General features: G+C 42.2%; 14 protein-coding genes. 5 read left to right on the forward strand and 9 right to left on the reverse strand.

Annotated features, from left to right (window positions below):
* Positions 1-5 precede the first annotated feature (5 nt).
* The 8 genes from ABIB50_RS12315 to ABIB50_RS12350 all read right to left on the reverse strand — a co-directional run bounded on the left by ABIB50_RS12315 (position 6) and on the right by ABIB50_RS12350 (position 11927).
* Positions 6-824 carry an HpcH/HpaI aldolase family protein gene (locus tag ABIB50_RS12315; protein WP_429380028.1) on the reverse strand — a complete coding sequence of 273 codons (819 nt, stop codon included), beginning with the start codon at positions 822-824 and terminating at the stop codon, positions 6-8.
* A 6-nt stretch (positions 825-830) separates the two neighbouring features.
* Positions 831-2099 carry an MFS transporter gene (locus ABIB50_RS12320; RefSeq protein ID WP_429380029.1) on the reverse strand — a complete coding sequence of 423 codons (1269 nt, stop codon included), beginning with the start codon at positions 2097-2099 and terminating at the stop codon, positions 831-833.
* A 175-nt stretch (positions 2100-2274) separates the two neighbouring features.
* The gene (locus ABIB50_RS12325; protein ID WP_429380030.1) at positions 2275-2955 is read right to left on the reverse strand and encodes a GDSL-type esterase/lipase family protein; all 681 of its coding nucleotides are present in this window, start codon (positions 2953-2955) and stop codon (positions 2275-2277) included.
* Between the two features lie 10 nt (positions 2956-2965).
* A complete protein-coding gene (locus ABIB50_RS12330; protein ID WP_429380031.1) occupies positions 2966-4447 on the reverse strand; it encodes a hypothetical protein in 1482 nt (493 codons plus the stop codon).
* 92 nt (positions 4448-4539) lie between these two features.
* Positions 4540-6285, reverse strand: a complete 1746-nt coding sequence (locus ABIB50_RS12335; protein WP_429380032.1) for a RagB/SusD family nutrient uptake outer membrane protein — start codon at positions 6283-6285, stop codon at positions 4540-4542.
* Between the two features lie 20 nt (positions 6286-6305).
* On the reverse strand, positions 6306-9845 hold the full coding sequence (locus tag ABIB50_RS12340) for a TonB-dependent receptor (protein ID WP_429380033.1): 3540 nt from the start codon (positions 9843-9845) through the stop codon (positions 6306-6308).
* A 219-nt stretch (positions 9846-10064) separates the two neighbouring features.
* Positions 10065-11231: a FecR family protein gene (locus tag ABIB50_RS12345; RefSeq protein ID WP_429380034.1), complete on the reverse strand. Its 1167-nt coding sequence runs from the start codon at positions 11229-11231 to the stop codon at positions 10065-10067.
* A gap of 99 nt (positions 11232-11330) precedes the next feature.
* The gene (locus ABIB50_RS12350) at positions 11331-11927 is read right to left on the reverse strand and encodes an RNA polymerase sigma factor (protein WP_429380035.1); all 597 of its coding nucleotides are present in this window, start codon (positions 11925-11927) and stop codon (positions 11331-11333) included.
* A 269-nt stretch (positions 11928-12196) separates the two neighbouring features.
* On the opposite strand from ABIB50_RS12350, the gene ABIB50_RS12355 reads away from it, so the two are divergent.
* Complete coding sequence (locus ABIB50_RS12355) at positions 12197-12442, forward strand: hypothetical protein (RefSeq protein WP_429380036.1); 246 nt, start codon at positions 12197-12199, stop codon at positions 12440-12442.
* On the forward strand, positions 12430-13038 hold the full coding sequence (locus ABIB50_RS12360) for an alpha-ketoglutarate-dependent dioxygenase AlkB family protein (protein ID WP_429380037.1): 609 nt from the start codon (positions 12430-12432) through the stop codon (positions 13036-13038). Before ABIB50_RS12355 ends, ABIB50_RS12360 begins: the two co-directional genes overlap by 13 nt.
* Here the strand turns inward: ABIB50_RS12360 and ABIB50_RS12365 are convergent.
* Positions 13031-13930 (reverse strand): AraC family transcriptional regulator, encoded by a 900-nt coding sequence (locus tag ABIB50_RS12365; RefSeq protein WP_429380038.1) that lies wholly within the window; start codon positions 13928-13930, stop codon positions 13031-13033. The genes ABIB50_RS12360 and ABIB50_RS12365 overlap by 8 nt on opposite strands.
* A 170-nt stretch (positions 13931-14100) precedes the next feature.
* Between ABIB50_RS12365 and ABIB50_RS12370 the strand changes: the two genes are divergently transcribed.
* From ABIB50_RS12370 to ABIB50_RS12380, 3 genes are read left to right on the forward strand one after another with little or no spacing between them, the layout of a single operon-like run.
* Complete coding sequence (locus ABIB50_RS12370) at positions 14101-15093, forward strand: aldose epimerase family protein (RefSeq protein ID WP_429380039.1); 993 nt, start codon at positions 14101-14103, stop codon at positions 15091-15093.
* Positions 15094-15133: 40 nt separating this feature from the next.
* Entirely contained in the window at positions 15134-16477 is a 1344-nt protein-coding gene (locus ABIB50_RS12375; protein WP_429380040.1) for a sugar porter family MFS transporter, read from the forward strand.
* A 37-nt stretch (positions 16478-16514) separates the two neighbouring features.
* On the forward strand, positions 16515-19832 hold the full coding sequence (locus tag ABIB50_RS12380) for a DUF5107 domain-containing protein (protein ID WP_429380041.1): 3318 nt from the start codon (positions 16515-16517) through the stop codon (positions 19830-19832).
* The last annotated feature ends 62 nt before the right edge of the window (positions 19833-19894 follow it).

Here is a 19894-nt window from a genome sequence, read left to right on the forward strand (position 1 = left end):
ATCGATTAGTAAGGCTTGCCCGGATCAATTACCGCACCCGGAAGTTTTTCGGTTACCGATTTGCCAAACCTGTCTACCAGATTTTTGCAGTAGCTGCTTAGACCCACTACATCTGCACCAACATTTACAAACTTATAACCCATCTCCAGGAAGCTATCCAAACTATCAATACCGCCGGATGTAGCGGCAAACTTGCCATACTTATTAGCTACCTGTGCTACAAGCTTACGCGCTTCAATTAAGCGCGGATGATCCCACTGACCGGGTGCACCAATGCTTTGGCTAAAATCGCCCGGGCCAAAAAATAACATATCAACACCATCTAATGCCGCTATAGCTTCCAAATCAGGCAATACTTCGATGTCTTCGATTTGGAGGGCCAGGAATTTTTGCTCGTTAGAGTCTTTTAAATAATCCTGAAAATCCATATTGGTAAAAGCGCCATCGGCACTGCCGCCATCAATGGCCCTAAGGCCTATCGGGTGGAAGCGGGTCATTTTTACTACTTCTTTTGCTTCTGCCAGGCTCCTGATATGCGGTACCATTATACCGGTCGCATCCATCTCTAACGGCTTAACATAGCCGCTATAGCTGCCGCGCGGCACACGTACCATTACATCTACATTGCGTGATTTTGCCGCCCAGATCTGCGCGTTTAGTACAGACCAGTCCTGCGCCAGATGCTCTTGATCTATCCATAAACAATCAAAGCCGCATATGGCAGCTATCTCTGCTGCCTGGCCATCGCCAAGGTTTACCTTTAAACAGCTGGCAGCATTGCCTGCCCTAAGTTTTGCCAATACCCGGCTTTCTCTCATTTTCATTAGTAACTATTTATTTGTTTGATCTTTATATGAATTTTGTACGTCCTTTTTAACCAGGTATAACAAACCGGCACAAATTATCATGCTGAAAGATGCTATCCTGAAAAGCAGGGCCATGTTTACGTGCGCATCTCTTAAAGCACCGCTGGCGTAAAGGCCCAGCCCGCCTACTATGCAGGCAAACATGTTTAGTACACCATAACCGGTAGCAATGTAACGCTTATTGGCAATCATGCATAAAATGGGCATTAAATTGGTGTCGGCAAATACGCGGGTAAAAGCATACACAATAAAACCGCCAACTGCTATGTAAACCACATCGGTATTACTGGCGATAAACACCGCAGGGGCGGCGATGCATAAGCCTATTATGGGTACTAATATGCGTGCTTTGGTATTTGTTTTACTCCACCTGTCAGCAAAATAACCACCAACCAGAACACCTGCCATACCAAGCGGATACAAGTATCCGGTTGCATATAAACCGGCTTTAGTTTGTGATAAATTAAAATGCTCTTTATAATAAGTAGGCAGCCAACCCAATATCATCCAACCGATAATACCGAGGAACCCCCAAAATATCAGTAAAAAGGTAAACGATCGTCTTTTAAACAGATCTTTTATAGCCACAAAGAATTTAACGTCGTTTTTTTCCTTCTTTACCTGGTCGCTGGTATTGGCATCGCGCAAAAAGAAGTATAGTACAATGGCATACCCTATACCTATAGCGCCAAAAATTACAAATGCATTACTCCAATGATAATCCTCGGCTATCCAACCACCTAAAAAGCCCAGGCTTTGACCTATAAATACGCCGGTTAAATGTATTCCTATTGCTAATGAACGTGTACGCCCTTTATGATAATCTGAAATTAAAGCTAAAGCGGCGGGTAAATAACAGGCTTCGCTTACACCCATTAAAGCGCGACTGGCCAGTAGCCCTTCAAAAGTTGTAGCATGCGCTGTTAAAAACGTTACGCCCGACCATACAAACAGGCTAACTACAATTACCCTGCTGCGGCTAAACCTATCGGCCATGTAACCGGCTATAGGACTTAAAAAACCATACACCCATAAAAAAACCGATGTCAGTAAGCCAAACTGTGCATCGGTCATGGGGACAGATTTTATAATAGAATCGCGCATGGTGGTTAACATTACGCGGTCAAGGTAATTAAGGCATCCAACCACACAAAGTAACCCAACAACCAACCATGCTTTAAATGGTAGTTTTTCGGTTTTGGATAATTTTGCACTGGTAACGGCTGCGTCCATATGTTGAGTTTAAAATACTTATTTCAAATGTATCTTTTGCTGCTATTAATTAGTGCTATTTTATTTTACAATACTGATACTATTTTAAGTTGTGAATTGCAAAAAACAAACAGCCGATAGTGTAAAATTACCAACTGTTTGTTAATTAGTATCAATTAAAAGATTTTAAACTTTATTATTTTGTCAGATATTTCCCTTTTTTCAAAACATCCGCCCATATAAAATAGCCCAGCTCATTTGGGTGCAGGCCATCAAAAACATATTTAGGGTTCATCATTCCTGTACTGTCTACAAAATGCGGGTATAAGTCTATCAATGTTATTCCCTCCTGCACGGCAATTTCTTTTAGCTTGCTATTGATGTATAATATATGCGCTGTTTTACCTTTCAGGCTGGCAAAGGTGTCATTTACGGGTAGTAGTGTATGAAAGTAAATTTTGGTTGATGGCGATCCGGCTTTTATTCGGGATATTATCCGTTTGTAATTCCTTAAAATAAGGCTGTCAGGGACGCTCCGGTTAATGTCGTTGATGCCTATCTCTATAAATATTTTGGCTGGTCTGCCCTGGATCACATTCTCCAGCCTGTCCAATACACCAAAGGTCATATCACCCGGGATACCACGGTTTTTAGCTGTTTTTATGCCTAAAAGTTCGTTCCAGTCGGTATAGGTCATGATGCTGTTTCCCAGGAAAATAATATCATCTTTTGATTTTGGGAACGATTTAAACTGTCCCACTTTGCCCGCATAGATAGGAGGGCGGTAGGTGCTGTCCCAACCGGTAGTATTTTGCGCACGGGCGCTAATGCCTATGAGCATAAATGCTAAACTTAACGTAATTAATTGTGACTTCATTTTGATAAGATTAAAAAACACCGAACGAGTATAGATCAGCATCACGTAGTATAAATTTTATTTGCACTGGTGTATTAGCCAAATTAGTTATTTGCTTTCCACTTTTCCAGGCTACTTTATAATCAATTTTATCGCCGGTTAATTTTGTGGCATCAGCTTCACCAAAACCGGGTATTTCTTTACCATCCTCACCCAATAATACTACCTTTATATAACCGATAGATGAGCTTGAATAATTAATATTTAGCACGTCGCCTTTTAAAAGCAAGGGTTTGGTTAGTGCATAACCTTCGTTATACTTTGCGTGTAACGATGCAAACCCGTCTTTGCGCAGTACCATACGTTCAAGGTAGCAATCTTTAGTGCCATAGGCGCGTGTTAAAAAGAAAGACATTTCGTTTTCTCCTGTCGGGATAACACCTAAAGCCGGTATAGAGCTGCGTGCTGCCCAGTTACGCTGGTCCAATCCCGGACGTGCAAATGATTCCAGAAATTTACGGTCATAAACATTACCACCTCTTGATGATAGCAACACGGCATCTGAAACCCCCTGCCACATTGATGGCGAGATGCCGTAAGTTTTCATTTCGTCATCGGTAAGGATACGGCTATCCGGCGAGAACCTGAACGGCATAGCGATCATGATCTGCGGTGCCCTAAAATAAGCTTGCGTGGCATTGGTATACAAGTTTTCCATTGGTGTATTGCCAAAGCTCATAGGTACGGGTTCTGTCCAATGGATAAAATCTTTAGAAGTCGACCGGGCAATGGTACGTATGCCTTTCAGCAGTTTTTTATCGCCGGGTTTATCCTGGGTCCACATCCGTAAGTAAATGGCATAGCAATTCTCTGCCGGTACCCACGCCGGTACATTTTGCGAATCCATGCCATAACCGTCGCCAAAAAGAGGGGTGGGCTCCTTAAACATATTCCAATGTAACCCGTCGGGTGATACAAAGCGATACAGGCCTCTTTTTACTTTCGCGGTTGAGTAAACACCGCCAACAGCTTTGTATTTCTCGGCATCCGGCACACCCGGGCGCCCATCATAAAATACCGCGAAGTTATGTGTAGTTTGTTTAAGCGAATCGCTGGTGTGTACTACATTGTTTTGCATACTGCCGTTAATGCTAAACAGCCCCAGATCAGGTTTTGTCCAGGTTATTCCATCGGTACTCTCGGCATAGCAGGTTACCTGGTCAACTGCTTTTTGATGTGCCCCAACACCCCGGTAATACATCCTGAACTTTTTGCCATCATTAACAATTGAAACATAAGCACAAAAACTTCCTTCCCAGGGCTTGTCAAACTTTACGGCCACGCCGCCGGATACCGGTGTACCCAACCTGGTTTCAACATCGCTTTGCGAATCTATGATCGCGTTGTCAATAAATAGCTCGCGCCGGTTTTGCATTACTATTGGCGATTGTTGTGAAAATGCCGCAATCCCCAAAGTAATAAAACCAACAGTTAGCATACCTGATCTTATCATATTGATTACAAGTTTTATAATATAAACTGAATTTGTTATTAAAAAAGGCCGGATAATAATAATCATCCGGCCCATTGTTTTAGTATGATTATTTATGGTTTATCCCATACCGGGTTTTGAACCAAGTTTTTATTTAATACCAACTCGTTATACGGAATTGGTTTTAAGTATTTATAATCCTGGAATGTTTTAACCAGGTTTGCGCGCCATATTACGCGGCCGCTTGTTCCGTTAGAAAGTTTGGTGGTGGTGTTATTAATTACTACGTAAACTACCCCCGCTACTTTGGTTGCCGGTATGGCAGATACAAAGCTAACATCAGGTGTACCATCTTCGTTCAAGTCGTAAACTGTATTCATGGCCGGCACATATATACCGTCAAACTCTTTCTCTAAAAGTTTACCTTGTTTCCAACGCATCAGGTCATCATACCTGAAGTTTTCTGAACATAGCTCAATCCCTCTTTCCCTGCGGATCTCCATTAAGGCAGGCGATGTGACATCTGCAAAAAAGTTAGTGCTCATATAAGCATCCACCGTTGCCGGCATAGCTAAATTGGTTATACCCCCTCTTTTACGTAAAAGTGCTATGGTATTTGCCCAGTCGGTAGGGGTAAAAGTTCCCAGCTCTGCCTTAGCTTCAGCGTAATTTAATAATACCTCTGCATACCTGATAATGGGTATAGAGTTAAAGTTAGCCGCTTTTGTATCAATCGATTTGTCGTCGGTAGTGAATTTAAGTTCCTGGTAACCGGTAAATGCCTGCCCAAAATCTGGCGGCGCTGCCGATCCGTCTGCACGTTTATAAGGGGCAGCTCGTATTGTTTGATATAAACGTTTGTCGCGATTTTTTACTTCGGTCTTAAACTCGGTAGTGTTATAAGCCGGGTTATCGGTGTAACGCGTACCATCAATATTTAAGTAGGTATTTATAAAACGCTTGGTAAATGAAATGTTACCGCCATAGGTTGCCGATGTAAATGTCCAGTTAGCATCATGGTACCTTTTTAAGGTTTCGCTAAAGGTATTGGCCAGCATAACTTCGGCAGCTACCGGGGCTTGCGATAAAAATAATGCGCGATAGTCCTTATCCGGCGAATTGGTGGAGTAAACAGAGTACTGTCCGCCTGTCATCACTGCCGAAGCCGCGTCGGCAGCGTTTTGCAGCCAGGCATTAGCCGAAGCTGTCAGGCCCAATTCGGTGTGGTATTTTCTATAAGTACCCTCGTAAAGGCAGATCCTTGATTTTAACGCTAACGCTACAGCCCTTGTTACGGTTGATGATGTAGCATCTTTGGTGTTATTTATATAAGTGCTTGCAAAGGTAATATCTGCTAAAACCGAATCCATTACTAATGTTCGCGGATCCTGTGTTTTATAAATATCAGGGTCATCAACTTTTAACGTTTTATTGTACCAGGGTACGTTGTTAAAGTTTTTAACTTTTTCAAAATAAAACCATGCCCTAAAAAACCTTGCTATACCGGCGTAGTGGTTTTTTTTATCTTGCGATATAGGCGCCTGATTATAATTTTCCAAAAAATAATTAATGTTACGCAGCGTGCCCCAATCCCAGCCGGTACCTTGCTGGCTGGTAAACACACCATTTAAATAGTTTGATACAAGGTTTTGCGATTGGATATCGCTGGTAGCATCACCTGTAAATGTAGCCGTGCCACCCGGTATGCCCGAATTGTAAAAAGAATTGGTATAGAGTTGAAGATTTGCTTCGGTACTAAATGCCTGGTCAGGTGTTAAGCTGTCAAGCGGATGCAGGTCAAGCGCCTTCTTACAGGAAACCGATAACACCGCAATCATAAATATGAATAAATATTTCATAGCCTTAATTTTAGTTTTAATTAAAATGTTACGTTTAAACCTATAGTATATGTTTTCAGCATAGGATAGGCAGCGCCTTGTCCCATGTCTGACCTGATCTCTGGATCAGAGTTTTCAATTACCTCGGGATCTATATCCTTGGTGATCTTGTACATCGGCGAATAAGTAAACAGGTTTTGCCCGGTAACGTATAATCGCGCGTTTGCAACGCCAATTTTATTAACCCACGCTTTAGGGATATTATAACCAAGTGTTATTTCTTTTAAGCGGATATAACTAACATTTTGCAGGTACTTATCATCAGGCGTACCCAATTCGCGCCCGCCGGCAGTAACAGGGCCGCGATATCGTGGGAAATAAGCATTCAGATCAGGATGGTCAATGGTGTAGGTATTAGCCAGGGTAGCAGTTGGTATCTGGCCGTACCACCGGGTATATTGTCCCCAGAAAATGCCGCTTTCATTGCCAAAGAACCAATCTCTTTTAGCTACGCCCTGGAAGAAGGCCGTTAACGAAAAGCCTTTCCACTCGGTATTTGTAGTTATACCATAAGTATAGCGCGGGAGGTTGTTACCCACTACTACCAAATCGCCATGATCGGCTAAGGTGTTCTTTCCTGAATTAACCTTGTTATCGCCGTTCAGATCCATGAACTTAATATCACCGGGATATAATTTATTGCCCGATGAAACCACTATGGCGCTTTGGTCTGCATGGCTCTTTATATCAGCGTCTGATGCAAATAAGCCTTCAACTTTGTATCCCCAGATGTCGCCAAGGTGTTGCCCTTCATAATAGGTTGACAATAAACCATTAGGATTGTAAAATTTGTTGATGGTAGAAACGTTGTCTGACAAGGTTAAACGCACGCCATATTTAACAGGAGACGAACTGGTTTTTATTTGACTGTTCCAGTTTACTGATATCTCAAAACCTTTGGTAGTTAAATCAGCGAAGTTGCCTTTTGGCACAGCTGCACCGAACACTGCAGGTAACGGTTGCCCAACAGTTATCATGTTGGTGGTTTTACGCTGATAAATATCGCCGGTGAAGCTAAGCTGATTTTTGAAAAAAGAAAGATCAAGACCAAGGTTTAAAGTGGTTGCGGTTTCCCAGGTAAAGTTATCAGCCAAAACTGCAGGCTGTTGCAGGTAGGTAGGGAAGGAGCCGTTTAAAATCAACCCTGATTGAACTGCTTTTATAGTTTTCTCATATTGATAAGGGCTTATCTGGCTGTTACCTAATGAGCCGTAAGATGCTCTTAGTTTAAATTCATCAAGCCAGTTGGCAGTGCTTGCCATAAATTTTTCCTGGGCGATATTCCATCCTGCTGATACCGACGGGAAAAATCCATATTGCGAGTACGACGGGAACTTTGAAGTGCCATCATAACGCCCATCAAACTCAACAAGATATTTATTATCGTAATTATAGTTTACCCGGTAAAAACCACCTAATGTAGCCCATTGGTTCGAGCTTGAAAGTAGTTTGTAATTTTGGCCGGCGGCAAGGTTAAAGTTAGGCAGATTATCTATAATAAGCCCATCGCGCTGTATCTCAAGGCTACTGTAATTATATCTCTCATAATTACCGCCAATTAATGCCTTAAAATTATGTTTGCCAAAGCTATGCGAGTAATCGGCATATAAATTGGCTGCGTAATAATCTGTTTTGTTTGAATTATTGTCCAGCCAGTTTTGGCCGGCTGATGTAATTACACCTGGTTTGGTGCTGTAGCTTATTGGAGCGAGGCGTCTTATATCAGTAACATTGGTTAACTGATAAGTGAAATCGCCTTTAATATTCAGCTCTTTCATCGCTTTTGCTTCAAAGCCAATTGTGTTTTGTACTAAAGTTTGAGTTAAGTTAGAGCGGCTTTTACCGGTATACAGATCACCCAGGCCATTATTAGCTGCCGATTGGGTAAGCGTGCCATCAGGGTTAAGTAACACAGCCATGGGGATGCCGTACAACTTAAGGTTTGTCCATACATCATACTGGTTGATAGACTGTAGGGGGTAATTGTATTTAAAGGTTGAAAATGCCGAATTAGTTGTAATGCGCAGCCATTTGTTGGCCTGTATCCCGCCCTTAAACCTCAAATTATATTTATTAAACTTATCGGGATTATATTTAAAGATCCCATCCTGCTGATAAAATTTACCAGAAACAAGGTAGTCTACCTTATTATCACCACCTGATACGCTAATTGCCTGCTCCATTGCCGGCATATTTTTAGCATATAATTCGCTAAGCCAATCGGTATTGCCGTAATAAACATAATTACCATTTGATGGGTTGATGGTAATTGCAGGCTGACCTGGATTTTCTGACCGGTTTTTCAGCTCATCAAGATATCCCGGCGAAAACGGAAAGAAAGTATTAACCGTAGGCGGCGTTTGCGCATAATCATACCATGCTGACCACGACTCGTTAAACATTTTGGCCCACAGGTAGCCATCGCTAACCCATTGTGGTTTGGTGGTACGATCATTAAGAGAATAGTTTGACGAGTAGGTTATCGTATTCTTTTTATGGTTTGGGCTTTTTGTGGTAATCAATATCACACCAAATACACCACGCGAACCGTATATGGCGGCCGACGCAGCATCCTTTAATACCGTTACGCTTTCAATATCGTTGGCGTTCAAATTTAAGGGGTCGCCTTGTACACCGTCAATTAACACCAATGCATCTCCGCCGGCACCTATTGATGTAGCTCCCCGTACGTTGTAGCTTGGGTTTCGGGTAGGCTTACCATCCGTCATTCTTAAGTTTAAATTTGGTATGGCACCTTGTAAAGCCCGTGATACGTTTGGCACCGGGCGGTCATCAAAATATTCTGTACCAATTTGATCTACCGCACCTGTAAGGTTTGCCTTTTTTTGCGAGCCGTAACCAACTACCACAATCTCATTAAGTTTTGAGGCATCCTCAATCAATATAATGGTCATTGGCTGGTTAAAGTTTATCGGTACTTCCTGTGTTTTATAACCAATTGAGCTTACAACAAGCGTTTCGCCGCCATCCGGAACGTTAAGGCTAAATTTACCTTCAACGTCGGTAGCAATGCCGGTAGTTTTATTTTTCACCTGCACACTTACACCGGGTAAGGGCAGTCCCTTTTCATCTTTAACCACACCACTAATAGGTTTAGCTATGGGTGCAATTAACGCCGGTTTAAGCTTTTCAATACCGGGCTGTTCTTGTTTTTGAAGTAATATTGTTTTGTCAACAATTTTGTATGATAAGGGCAAATTGGCCAGGCATGCCGCCAGCGCATCGTCTATAGACGCGTTACTAACATGCACCGTAACTTTTTGCTTAACATCTTTGGCATCGTAAAAAAATACATAGCCAGATTGTGCTTTAATGTCTTGCAAAAGCTTTTCTAAAGGCGCGTTCTTTTCATCCAATGTAATTTTTTGGCTGTAACCTTTGGCACTAACTTGTACCAGGGTTATGATCAACATTAATACAGTTAGCTTCATAACCAGCAAATATTTGTGTATCAGCCTTCTGCCGTCCCGGCAAAAAGCAGTATTAATATTAAAATTCATTACTTTTGTAGTGTTTGGGTTAAGTAAGTAGAAATAGTTCACCAATTGTTTTTATCCCGATATTTTCGGGAAGGGATAACCCAGATATTTTCTGCGGAAGTGTTTCGACCCACTTCTGCAGTTTTTTCTTTTTACCCCGGGTGCGTGCTCAGCGCTGCTGTCGTAAGGTTTTTTTCATGTCTAATTAGGGTTAGCGGTTAATAAATAGTTAATAATAGTTTAAGGCAGTACAGTTATCTTTTTCCCGTCTATACGGAAGTGTATTTGTTTGTAACTTAATATATCAGCTATTTTTGAAGCGTTTACGTTCCTGTAGATCTCTCCCGAAAATCTTCGGTCGGGAATGTCGCCTTCATAGCTAATATCCACATCATACCAGCGGGCCAGCTGGCGCATTACTGTTTGTATATTGGCATTGTTAAATTTAAATAGCCCCATATGCCAGGCAATAGCTTCGTCTGTATCTGCATCTTTGGTTGTAATGGCCCCGGCCTTACTAAATGGTACAATTGCTTGCTGGCCGGGCATTAACATTGCTGATTGGCCGTTCTTAGTGATCCTTACACTACCTTCCAGCAGCGTTGTCTTCATGTCGGGTTCGTCAGTATAGGCATTAATATTAAAATGTGTACCTAAAACCTCAACAGTTTGGCCATTGGCGGTTACCTTGAAGGGTTTGGCAGCATTATGTGCAACCTCAAAATAAACCTGCCCCGTAATTGCAACAGACCTTTCATTACCGATGAAAACAACCGGGAATGTGATTGACGACGCAGCATCCAACCAAACCCTGGTGCCGTCTGATAGCGTAAGCGGGTATTGGCCGCCACGTGGCGTAGTCATGGTATTATAAATGGGTGTATTTGCTGCTGTAGGCTGGTCGGCGTGTTGATATATAATACTGCCATTGGCTGTTTTATTAACAGCTATATCACCCTGTACGGCAATCCTTCCCTCGCCGGCACCGCTTAGATCTATTTTTTTTCCATTTGCTACCGTGAGTATGGCCTTTTCAGCACCCGGTAACAGGTCGTGTTTTGTCACCTGGGTAAATTGTTGTTGTTCTTGCCTGGGGTGTATAACAAAATAAGCACCAAATGATAAGCATAATAAGACAGATGCCGCCATGGCCAGCTTAAAGTACAATGGTTTTTTAGAGCGGCCTTGCTCATTTAAAATATGTGCCTGTAGTTGGCTATAAATTTCATTTGTGTCGTCTTGCAGGTCGGCATCATCTTCTGCCTTTTCATGCAATACCGTTTCAATGTGGTTTTTTAACACGTCTTCCTGGTCGGCAATCTTATAATACGCAAGCAGTTCCTCAAATTCCTCGGGTGTGCAGTTGTTATTTTTGTACTTATTAAAAAGATGTTCTATTCTATCCATTGCAACGGTATTTATAAGTTAATACGCACGGCAAAGAATTAACAACTACTTAATTTTCAATAAATATTAAATTAATTTAAAAAGGAGTGGAATTGCGGGTTACCTGTATAAAAATAAGCCTGATATGATCAGGAGAATTGCATTACCATAATGAGCGACAAAAGCCCTTACTTGTTTATTAGCTTTTACCATATGGTTATTTACTGTAGATATGGAGATATCTAACTGGCGGCTTATTTCCTGGTGACTTTTACCGTCAAGCTTGTTTAGCTTATACACAGCCCTGCACTGAACGGGCAACATACCCACCGCGGTATTTAAAATCTCTGTACGCTCTTTAAAATCAAGGGCTTCTTCAATATGCGTATAAAACTCAAAAGCATTTGTTATCAGTTTAAGTCTTACCCGTCTATCCAATGAGGCTTTACGGAAAAAATCATAAACCATATTGCGGGCCATGGTAAACAAAAACGATTTGAAAGATTTTTCGGTATCAATATTTTCGCGGTTATCCCAAACTTTCAGATACAGGTCCTGGAGCATTTCTTTGGCAACTTCATTGTCCTTTACCAGGTTACGGATATTGCTTAGCAATACCTTGCTGTGCAATTTATACAGCTCATTAAAAGCCTGCTCGCTGCCTTGTTTAAGCTGCTCAAGTAAAAGGATGATGTTTGTTTCCGCTTTGGGTTCCATTTACTACCTGTAGTGAATAATTTGTTATGATTGGTAATTAAATATTATTGCCATTAATACAATTTTAATTGTTTTATCGATAACAACTTGTGTTTTAGGGACTGTAACTCCAAATTTAACCGTTTGTTAACGCAACGATTACTACTTTTTTTTACATTGCTGATACTATATTACAATCAGCAAAAAAACGTAGGATTAATCGGTATTAATTACATAATAAATATTGCTAATATTTTTAGTATTTTGTGAAAATGTTTTAGATTTGTACTATGAATGCCTGGCTAAAACGAAAACATGGACCTGATGAGGTTGTTAGCATAAGTCCCGATATTGAAGCTAAAGACGCCGTGTTAAGCTTCAATTTATACCTGGCTTATGGCGGGGATTATTTGGGGCGGGTTTTATTTGATGCCGATGGTTACTGGATCTATGATGGCGAGGAGCTAACGGTTAATGAACAGGAGCAGTTGGGCAGATTCATTATTAATCATATGGAGGTGATGTGGAACAGTTGAGCTTTTTTGCAGAGACAGGACAGAGCAGTGGATTACCAAATGAACTATTGGAATACACGCCTGAGTTGATCGGCCCGGCCGAAAGTGATTTTCTTTTAAATAAGTTTATCAGCGAATCGCCCTGGCAGCAGCGTATCCAAAAAATGTACGATAAGCATGTGCTTACGCCAAGGTTAACCGCCTGGTACAGCGACCCGGAGATCTACGATTACGAGGCGTTGAATAAAAGCAAGCCCAATACCTGGACACCTGAATTGCTGTATATCAAAAGTTTGGTAGAACCGTTGGCCGGAGTTAAGTTTAATAGCGTGCTGCTAAATTATTACCGGGATGGCAATGATTCGGTAGCGTGGCATAGTGATAGGGAAAGCACTTTAGGTAAGAACCCTATAATAGTTTCAGTCAGCTTTGGGCAGGTGAGAAGTTTTGATATTCGCAACAAATATGACCATAGCGAAAAATACGCTGTCAGGTTAGCGCATGGTTCATTCCTGTTAATGAAAGCCGGCTTACAGGAACATTGGGAGCACCGCATAGCCAAATCTACTAAACCTATGAAAGCCCGGGTTAACTTAACCTTTCGGGTGGTTATTTGATTTTATGCGTTTTGCGATATTTTAATGGGGACATACCTATCAGCTTACTAAACAGGCGCGAAAAATAATACTGATCATCAAACCCTATGGCAGCCGCTATTTTCTTTATATTGCTATCGGTAAAATACAGGTGCTGGCAGGAAACCTGGATCTTGAGCAAATTGAAATAGTTGATAGGCGACGACCCGGTTTTTTGATGAAATAACCTTGAGTAATGCGATACCGACAGTCCCCGTTGTGCCGCCAGATCAGTTATTGACAATTTCTCCCGGATATTCTTTTTCATATAAGCTATGGACAGGCTTACCGAGTCTGTTTCGTAAGCTATCGGGTTCAACTCCTTATAATATACCAGTGATGTTACAAAATGCTGCAGGTACAGGTTGGTTACTTCCATTTCTTTTTCATGAAAACTATGTTCAAGCATAGCGTAAACCTGCTCAAATAAATTGATGCGCCCTTCATCATAAGGGATGGTGCGCACGGGTAGCTCGTCCTGGGCAGCAAAGCGGTTGTAAATAGCTTCGGCAGTTAAACCACTAAAGTGCACCCAATAAATACTCCACGGGTTAGTGTTCGAACTGGTATAGCGGTGCCCCGTATTTTTCGGGATAATGATATAGGTATTGGGTTTGAGCGTATAAACCTGGTCATTTATATAAACCTGGCCCTCGCCATCCACACAGTATAACAGGATGTACTGGTTACTACCGGTTTTGCGCTCGCGCTCGTGGTAAATGGCTTTGGGATAATAACCGATAGCTGTTAAATAAAAGTTTTTGATGATGGTATTATTAGCTACCAACCGTTTGATGTTGGGTGGCAAAACTATCATGCGCTGCCCCACAAACCCCTCTTTTATTTTCTTATTGCTTTTGGTAATATTGTTCATTATGGCAGGAGTCTCATCGGTGGATGCTGTATCAAATGTACATTTTAGATAATTAATCTTTTAATATCATGGTAATATTGTCCATTTAATAACAAAGTTTGTCCATTTTTATAATTTGCAGCCACACCTACTTTTATTTACCAATTATAAACAGCTGCATACAATCATTTATGAGTACAATCATCACCCGTAAAGCCTGGGGAACCGCGCATAAGCAGGAAGTTTTCTTGTTCAAACTTGAAAACAGCGCCGGAGCGTTTGTAGAGCTAACCAATTACGGCGCCACACTGGTGAGCATAAATGTGCCCGATAAAGAGGGACGGCTGGGTAACGTAATTATCGGCTTCCCTACTTTAGAAAGCTATTTGGATGATACCTGCTACATTGGGTCAACCATTGGCCGTTATGCCAATCGCGTCAGTAACGCGCAATTTATTTTGGATGATATTACCTATCAATTAGAAGCTAACGATGGCGTAAACGCTAATCACAGTGCATCCAGCGGGTTTAACAGTAAAGTATTCGGATTTGAAATTAACGACGATGAATTGGTATTTGTGCTGCATAGTAATGATGAGGAAGGCGGTTATCCCGGTAATTTAAGCTTACGGGTTACTTATACTTGGAGTGAGGACAACGAGCTATCCATTCACTACAAAGCAGTAAGTGATAAAGACACTTTTGCAAATTTTACCAACCATGCCTATTTAAATTTATCCAACGGCGATTTAACAATTTCAGATCATCAACTTGATATCAGCGCAAAAACCATTATTACTACCGGTAATGACTACATCCCGACAGGAGAAATTACACCCGCTGAACCAATTGTTTTAGACCTTAACAAAGGCATAAACTCGTACTATATTTTGGATAAGGGCAAATTAGCTGCCAATAATTACGCTGCCCTATTAACCGAATCATCATCGGGCAGAACGCTGACCATAACCACCTCTTACCCAGGGATATTTTTATATACCGGCGATTATCTCCATAGTAAACACCTTAATCTTAATAACCGCTATTGCCAACCGTTTGAAGGCCTTTGCCTGGAGTGCCAGCTTTATCCCGACGCTATGAACCGGCCTGAATTTCCGTCGGCACTATTGCTAAAGCATGAAGTATATAGCGAGTATATCAATTTAAAATTCGGGCTGATATGACAAGGCCAGACATTTATAAACCAAATTATTTATCAAACTGATGGATCAAACCAAACCTTTTAACAACCTTTACATCATCGGCATTTCTTTTATATCAGCACTGGGCGGTTACCTGTTCGGGTTTGATTTTGCGGTGATATCGGGCGCATTACCCTTTTTGCGCAAAGAGTTTTTGCTCGACCCCGTATGGGAGGGCTTCCTTACCGGCTCATTAGCATTGGGTTGTATAGCAGGCTGTTTAATTGCAGGCAAAATTGCCGAAAAGTACGGCCGCAGGCCAGGACTTATGGTGGCGGCATTAATTTTCGCCATCTCGTCATTAGGCATAGCGCTATCACAGGGGCTGCTATATTTTGTTATTATGCGCTTCGCGGCAGGTATTGGCGTGGGTATGGCATCCATGCTGTGCCCCATGTATATTGCAGAGATCTCGCCGGCAGCCGTGCGCGGCCGCAACGTTGCTATTAACCAGTTAACGGTTGTGTTGGGTATTTTGATAACCAACCTCTGCAACTACTTCCTGGCCGATACCGGCGTTGATGCCTGGCGATGGATGTTTGGCCTGGGCGTTATTCCATCAGTAATATTTTTGGTAGGGGTACTGTGGTTGCCCGAAAGTCCGCGTTGGTTGATGAAAGCTGGTCAGCCCGAAAAAGCCAAACAGGTTTTAAGCAAAATAGGTGCGCCGGCTTTTGTTGATGCCACGCTAAAAGCCATAGAAAAATCATTAACCGGCACTACCAAGTTAAGTTATAAAGCTGTGTTCGAAAAAAGTGTGCGCCCGGCCGTGTTGGTAGGTATTACGCTGGCGGTGTTCCAACAATTTTGCGGAATAAATGTGGTGTTTAATTATACCTCAACCATCTTCGCTTCGGTAGGGTCAAGCCTTAACCAGCAATTGTTTGAAACAGTATCCATAGGTATTGTAAACCTGCTGTTTACGCTATTGGCTATGTGGCAGGTGGATAAGCTGGGCCGCCGGCCATTGATGCTGATCGGTTCGTTGGGGCTTTCGGTACTTTATATCGCGTTAGCATTTTCATTGCAGAGTCACGTAGCGGCCGGAATAATTTCCATATTGGTATTACTGGCAATTAGTGTATATGCTACATCTATCGCCCCAATTACGTGGGTATTAATATCAGAGATATTTCCTAACAAAATCCGTAGCGAGGCTTCAACCGTAGCAGTGGTATCGCTATGGGGGGCTTATTTTATACTGGTATTTACGTTCCCTATACTGGCTAAGATATTGGGCACTTACGGTCCGTTTTACCTGTACGCGGTTATTTGTTTCTGCGGATTTTTATTTATCAAAACAAAAGTTAAAGAAACCAAGGGCCAGACTTTGGAAGAGCTGGAAGATAATTTAATAAGACATTAGAGCCTCTCCAAAGGAGAGGGTTCTTAGCATAATATACATGAGCGATAAATATGTAAACATCTGGGAAGAAAAAGTAATCATCCCCACCTACGGCATTGGCAAACCCGATAAAAACCCCATGTTTTTTGAGAAACGGGTGTACCAGGGCAGCAGCGGCAAGGTTTACCCGAACCCCGTTATTGAAAAGATCTATGATGAAAAAGCGGACAAGGAGTATATAGGCCTGTTCCTCGAAAACAAGTACATTAAAATAATGATCCTGCCCGAGCTGGGCGGCCGTATCCAAATGGCTTATGACAAGGTCCGCGAGCGGCATTTTGTATATTATAACCAGGTAATAAAACCCGCGCTGGTGGGGTTAACAGGTCCGTGGATCTCGGGTGGTATTGAGTTTAACTGGCCGCAGCACCACAGGCCAAGCACATTTGAGCCTATCGACTATAAAATAGAAGAGAACCCTGACGGTAGTAAAACCATCTGGACGAACGAGTTGGAGCGCATGTTCCACACTAAGGGGATGACCGGTTTTACGCTGTATCCGGATAAAGCTTATATCGAAATAAAAGCCAAACTGTTTAATCGCTCAGTACTGCCGCAAACCTTTTTATGGTGGGCTAATCCGGCTGTTAAGGTAAATGATGATTACCAATCTGTATTCCCGCCTGATGTTAACGCGGTGTTTGATCATGGTAAACGTGATGTATCAACGTTCCCAATTGCTACCGGTACTTATTACAAGGTAGATTATTCACCGGGTACAGATATTTCGCGGTATAAAAATATCCCGGTGCCAACATCATACATGGCCATCAATTCTGATTATGATTTTGTAGGCGGTTATGAACATGATACCCAGGCAGGTTTGCTGCATGTGGCTAATCATCATGTATCGCCCGGTAAAAAGCAATGGACCTGGGGCCACAGTGATTTTGGCCAGGCCTGGGACAGGAACCTTACTGATGAAGATGGCCCTTATATAGAGCTGATGACCGGTATGTTCACCGACAACCAGCCAGATTTTAGCTGGTTAATGCCCAACGAGGAAAAGCATTTTACCCAATATTTTATGCCTTACCGCGAATTGGGTGTTATTAAAAATGCAAGCAAAGATGTTTTAGTAGCGTTTAATTATGCCGAGGGTATTATCGATCTCAAGGTATATGTTACCGGCGACCAACCAGGATTAAATATAAAATTGAGTTATGGCGATAAAACGCTGTTAGAGGAGGTAACCGATATAGTGCCTGAGCAGGTCTATGTTAAAAACATCAACGTTGCTGATATTGACGAGACCCGGTTGCTACTAACCGTTACATCGCCCCAAGGCAAAGAGTTATTGCGTTATGATCCTGCAAGTAATAAGTTAAATAATACACCCGAGGCGGCAAAGCCTGCTTTGTTGCCGCACGAGATAGAACATATAGAACAGTTGTTTTTAACTGGTCAGCACTTGGAGCAATACCGGCACGCTACTTATAGCCCGGTGACTTATTATGAGGAGGCCCTGCGCCGTGACGCCGGGGATATCCGTAGTAACAATGCTTTGGGGTTATGGTACCTGCGCCGTGGGCAGTTTGCTAAAGGCGAGCCTTACTTCCGTAAAGCAGTAGAGACAAGTATACAACGTAATCCAAACCCGTACGATAGTGAGCCTTATTATAATCTTGGATTGACACTGAAGTTCCAGGGAAAGAATGAAAATGCTTACCAGGCGTTTTACAAAGCCACCTGGAGCAATGCCTGGAAGGATAATGGTTATTTTATGGTAGCGCAGCTGGATTTGATGAATAGTGATTATGAACTGGCGCTGGATCATATTCAGTCGGCCATTGATCGTAATGCTAATAACAGCAAGGCTTATGTGTTAAAGTCGGCGGCCAATCGTATGTTGGGTAAGCTAGATTATGCTATCACGACAGCCCAATATGCCTTAACCCGCGATGCTTTTAATTTGGGCGCTTTGTTTGAATTGTACCTGTCCAAGCAGTCATCCGGTGAAGGGCAAATACATTTAGATACACTGCTACAACTATCAAGGGGATGGTACCAAAACTTTATAGAATATGCCCTTGACTATGCTGCGGCAGGATTATATACGGAGGCCTACGATCTGCTGCAACATGCTGTTAACGGCGAAAAAACTAACCCGATGGTATATTATTACCTGGGATATTTTCAGCAACAATCAGGTAACATTACTGAAGCTTTAGACTTGTTAAAACAAGCTGCTGCGGCCGATCCCTATCTTTGTTTCCCGGATAGATTGGAAGATATTGCCGTTCTGCAAATCGCATCGCAATTAAACCCGGCCGATGCGAAAGCGCCATACTACCTTGGCAATTTATGGTATGATAAACGTCAGTATGATGAAGCAATAACCGCCTGGGAAGCATCGGCTAAACTGGATAATACATTCCCAACGGTTTTACGCAATTTGGCTATTGCATATTTTAATAAACGAAATGAACACCCTAAAGCCCTTATTTATTTTGAAAGGGCTTTTAACCTGGATAAAACTGATGCCCGCATCCTGATGGAGTTAGATCAACTATATAAACGGTTAAACAAAGCCCCTGCCGATAGATTGCAATTACTGGAAGATAACCTAACCACTACCTTAGAACGTGACGACATATATCTGGAACGAGCCGCTATCTACAACTTTTTAGGTGATAATGAAAAAGCTTTAGCGTTTATCAGTCAACGACAGTTTCACCCATGGGAAGGGGGAGAGGGTAAGGCATCCGGTCAATATATCTATAGCCTTGTAGAGCTTGCACGGCACAAACTAAATAACAAAGATTATAATGCGGCTATAACGTTGTTAACGCGTGCACAAGCGTACCCGCATAACCTGGGCGAGGGCAAACTTTTTGGCGCTGCCGAAAATGACATATTTTATTGGTTGGGCTGTGCTTATGAGGGATTGAACGATGTTGCGCAGGCCCAACAATATTTCCGCAAAGCCACCCAGGGTTTGGCTGAGCCATCAGCTGCCATATTTTATAACGATCAGCAGCCCGACAAGATCTTTTACCAAGGCCTGGCCTGGCAAAAATTAGGTGAAGGAACTAAAGCTACCATCATATTTAACAAACTGGTGCAATTTGGTCAACAGCATTTAAATGATGAGGTAAAGATTGATTACTTCGCAGTATCCCTGCCAAACCTGTTAATTTTTGATGACGACCTTAATATCCGTAACCAGGCACATTGCCTTTATATACAAGGGTTAGGACACCTGGGCTTGCAAAAGTTAGTCGAAGCAAAACAGGCGTTTACAGAAGTGCTTGAACTGGATGCCGAACATTTTGGCGCCAATATGCATTTGAAACTGGTTTTAGCACAATCTTAATATGCAAATCTACATTCCGTAAAATTTAACGAGTCTGTTGTTAAGTGAGTTGGCTTGCTAAA

The sequence above is a fragment of the Mucilaginibacter sp. UYCu711 genome (genome assembly GCF_050433825.1).
Lineage (GTDB): Bacteria > Bacteroidota > Bacteroidia > Sphingobacteriales > Sphingobacteriaceae > Mucilaginibacter.

Excerpts from the sequence above, each read along its gene's own strand:
- ABIB50_RS12315 (WP_429380028.1), bottom strand. The coding sequence starts at position 824 with ATGAAAATGAGAGAAAGCCGGGTATTGGCAAAACTTAGGGCAGGCAAT.
- ABIB50_RS12320 (WP_429380029.1), bottom strand. The coding sequence starts at position 2,099 with ATGGACGCAGCCGTTACCAGTGCAAAATTATCCAAAACCGAAAAACTA.
- ABIB50_RS12325 (WP_429380030.1), bottom strand. The coding sequence starts at position 2,955 with ATGAAGTCACAATTAATTACGTTAAGTTTAGCATTTATGCTCATAGGC.
- ABIB50_RS12330 (WP_429380031.1), bottom strand. The coding sequence starts at position 4,447 with ATGATAAGATCAGGTATGCTAACTGTTGGTTTTATTACTTTGGGGATT.
- ABIB50_RS12335 (WP_429380032.1), bottom strand. The coding sequence starts at position 6,285 with ATGAAATATTTATTCATATTTATGATTGCGGTGTTATCGGTTTCCTGT.
- ABIB50_RS12340 (WP_429380033.1), bottom strand. The coding sequence starts at position 9,845 with ATGAATTTTAATATTAATACTGCTTTTTGCCGGGACGGCAGAAGGCTG.
- ABIB50_RS12345 (WP_429380034.1), bottom strand. The coding sequence starts at position 11,231 with ATGGATAGAATAGAACATCTTTTTAATAAGTACAAAAATAACAACTGC.
- ABIB50_RS12350 (WP_429380035.1), bottom strand. The coding sequence starts at position 11,927 with ATGGAACCCAAAGCGGAAACAAACATCATCCTTTTACTTGAGCAGCTT.
- ABIB50_RS12355 (WP_429380036.1), top strand. The coding sequence starts at position 12,197 with ATGAATGCCTGGCTAAAACGAAAACATGGACCTGATGAGGTTGTTAGC.
- ABIB50_RS12365 (WP_429380038.1), bottom strand. The coding sequence starts at position 13,930 with ATGAACAATATTACCAAAAGCAATAAGAAAATAAAAGAGGGGTTTGTG.
- ABIB50_RS12370 (WP_429380039.1), top strand. The coding sequence starts at position 14,101 with ATGAGTACAATCATCACCCGTAAAGCCTGGGGAACCGCGCATAAGCAG.
- ABIB50_RS12375 (WP_429380040.1), top strand. The coding sequence starts at position 15,134 with ATGGATCAAACCAAACCTTTTAACAACCTTTACATCATCGGCATTTCT.
- ABIB50_RS12380 (WP_429380041.1), top strand. The coding sequence starts at position 16,515 with ATGAGCGATAAATATGTAAACATCTGGGAAGAAAAAGTAATCATCCCC.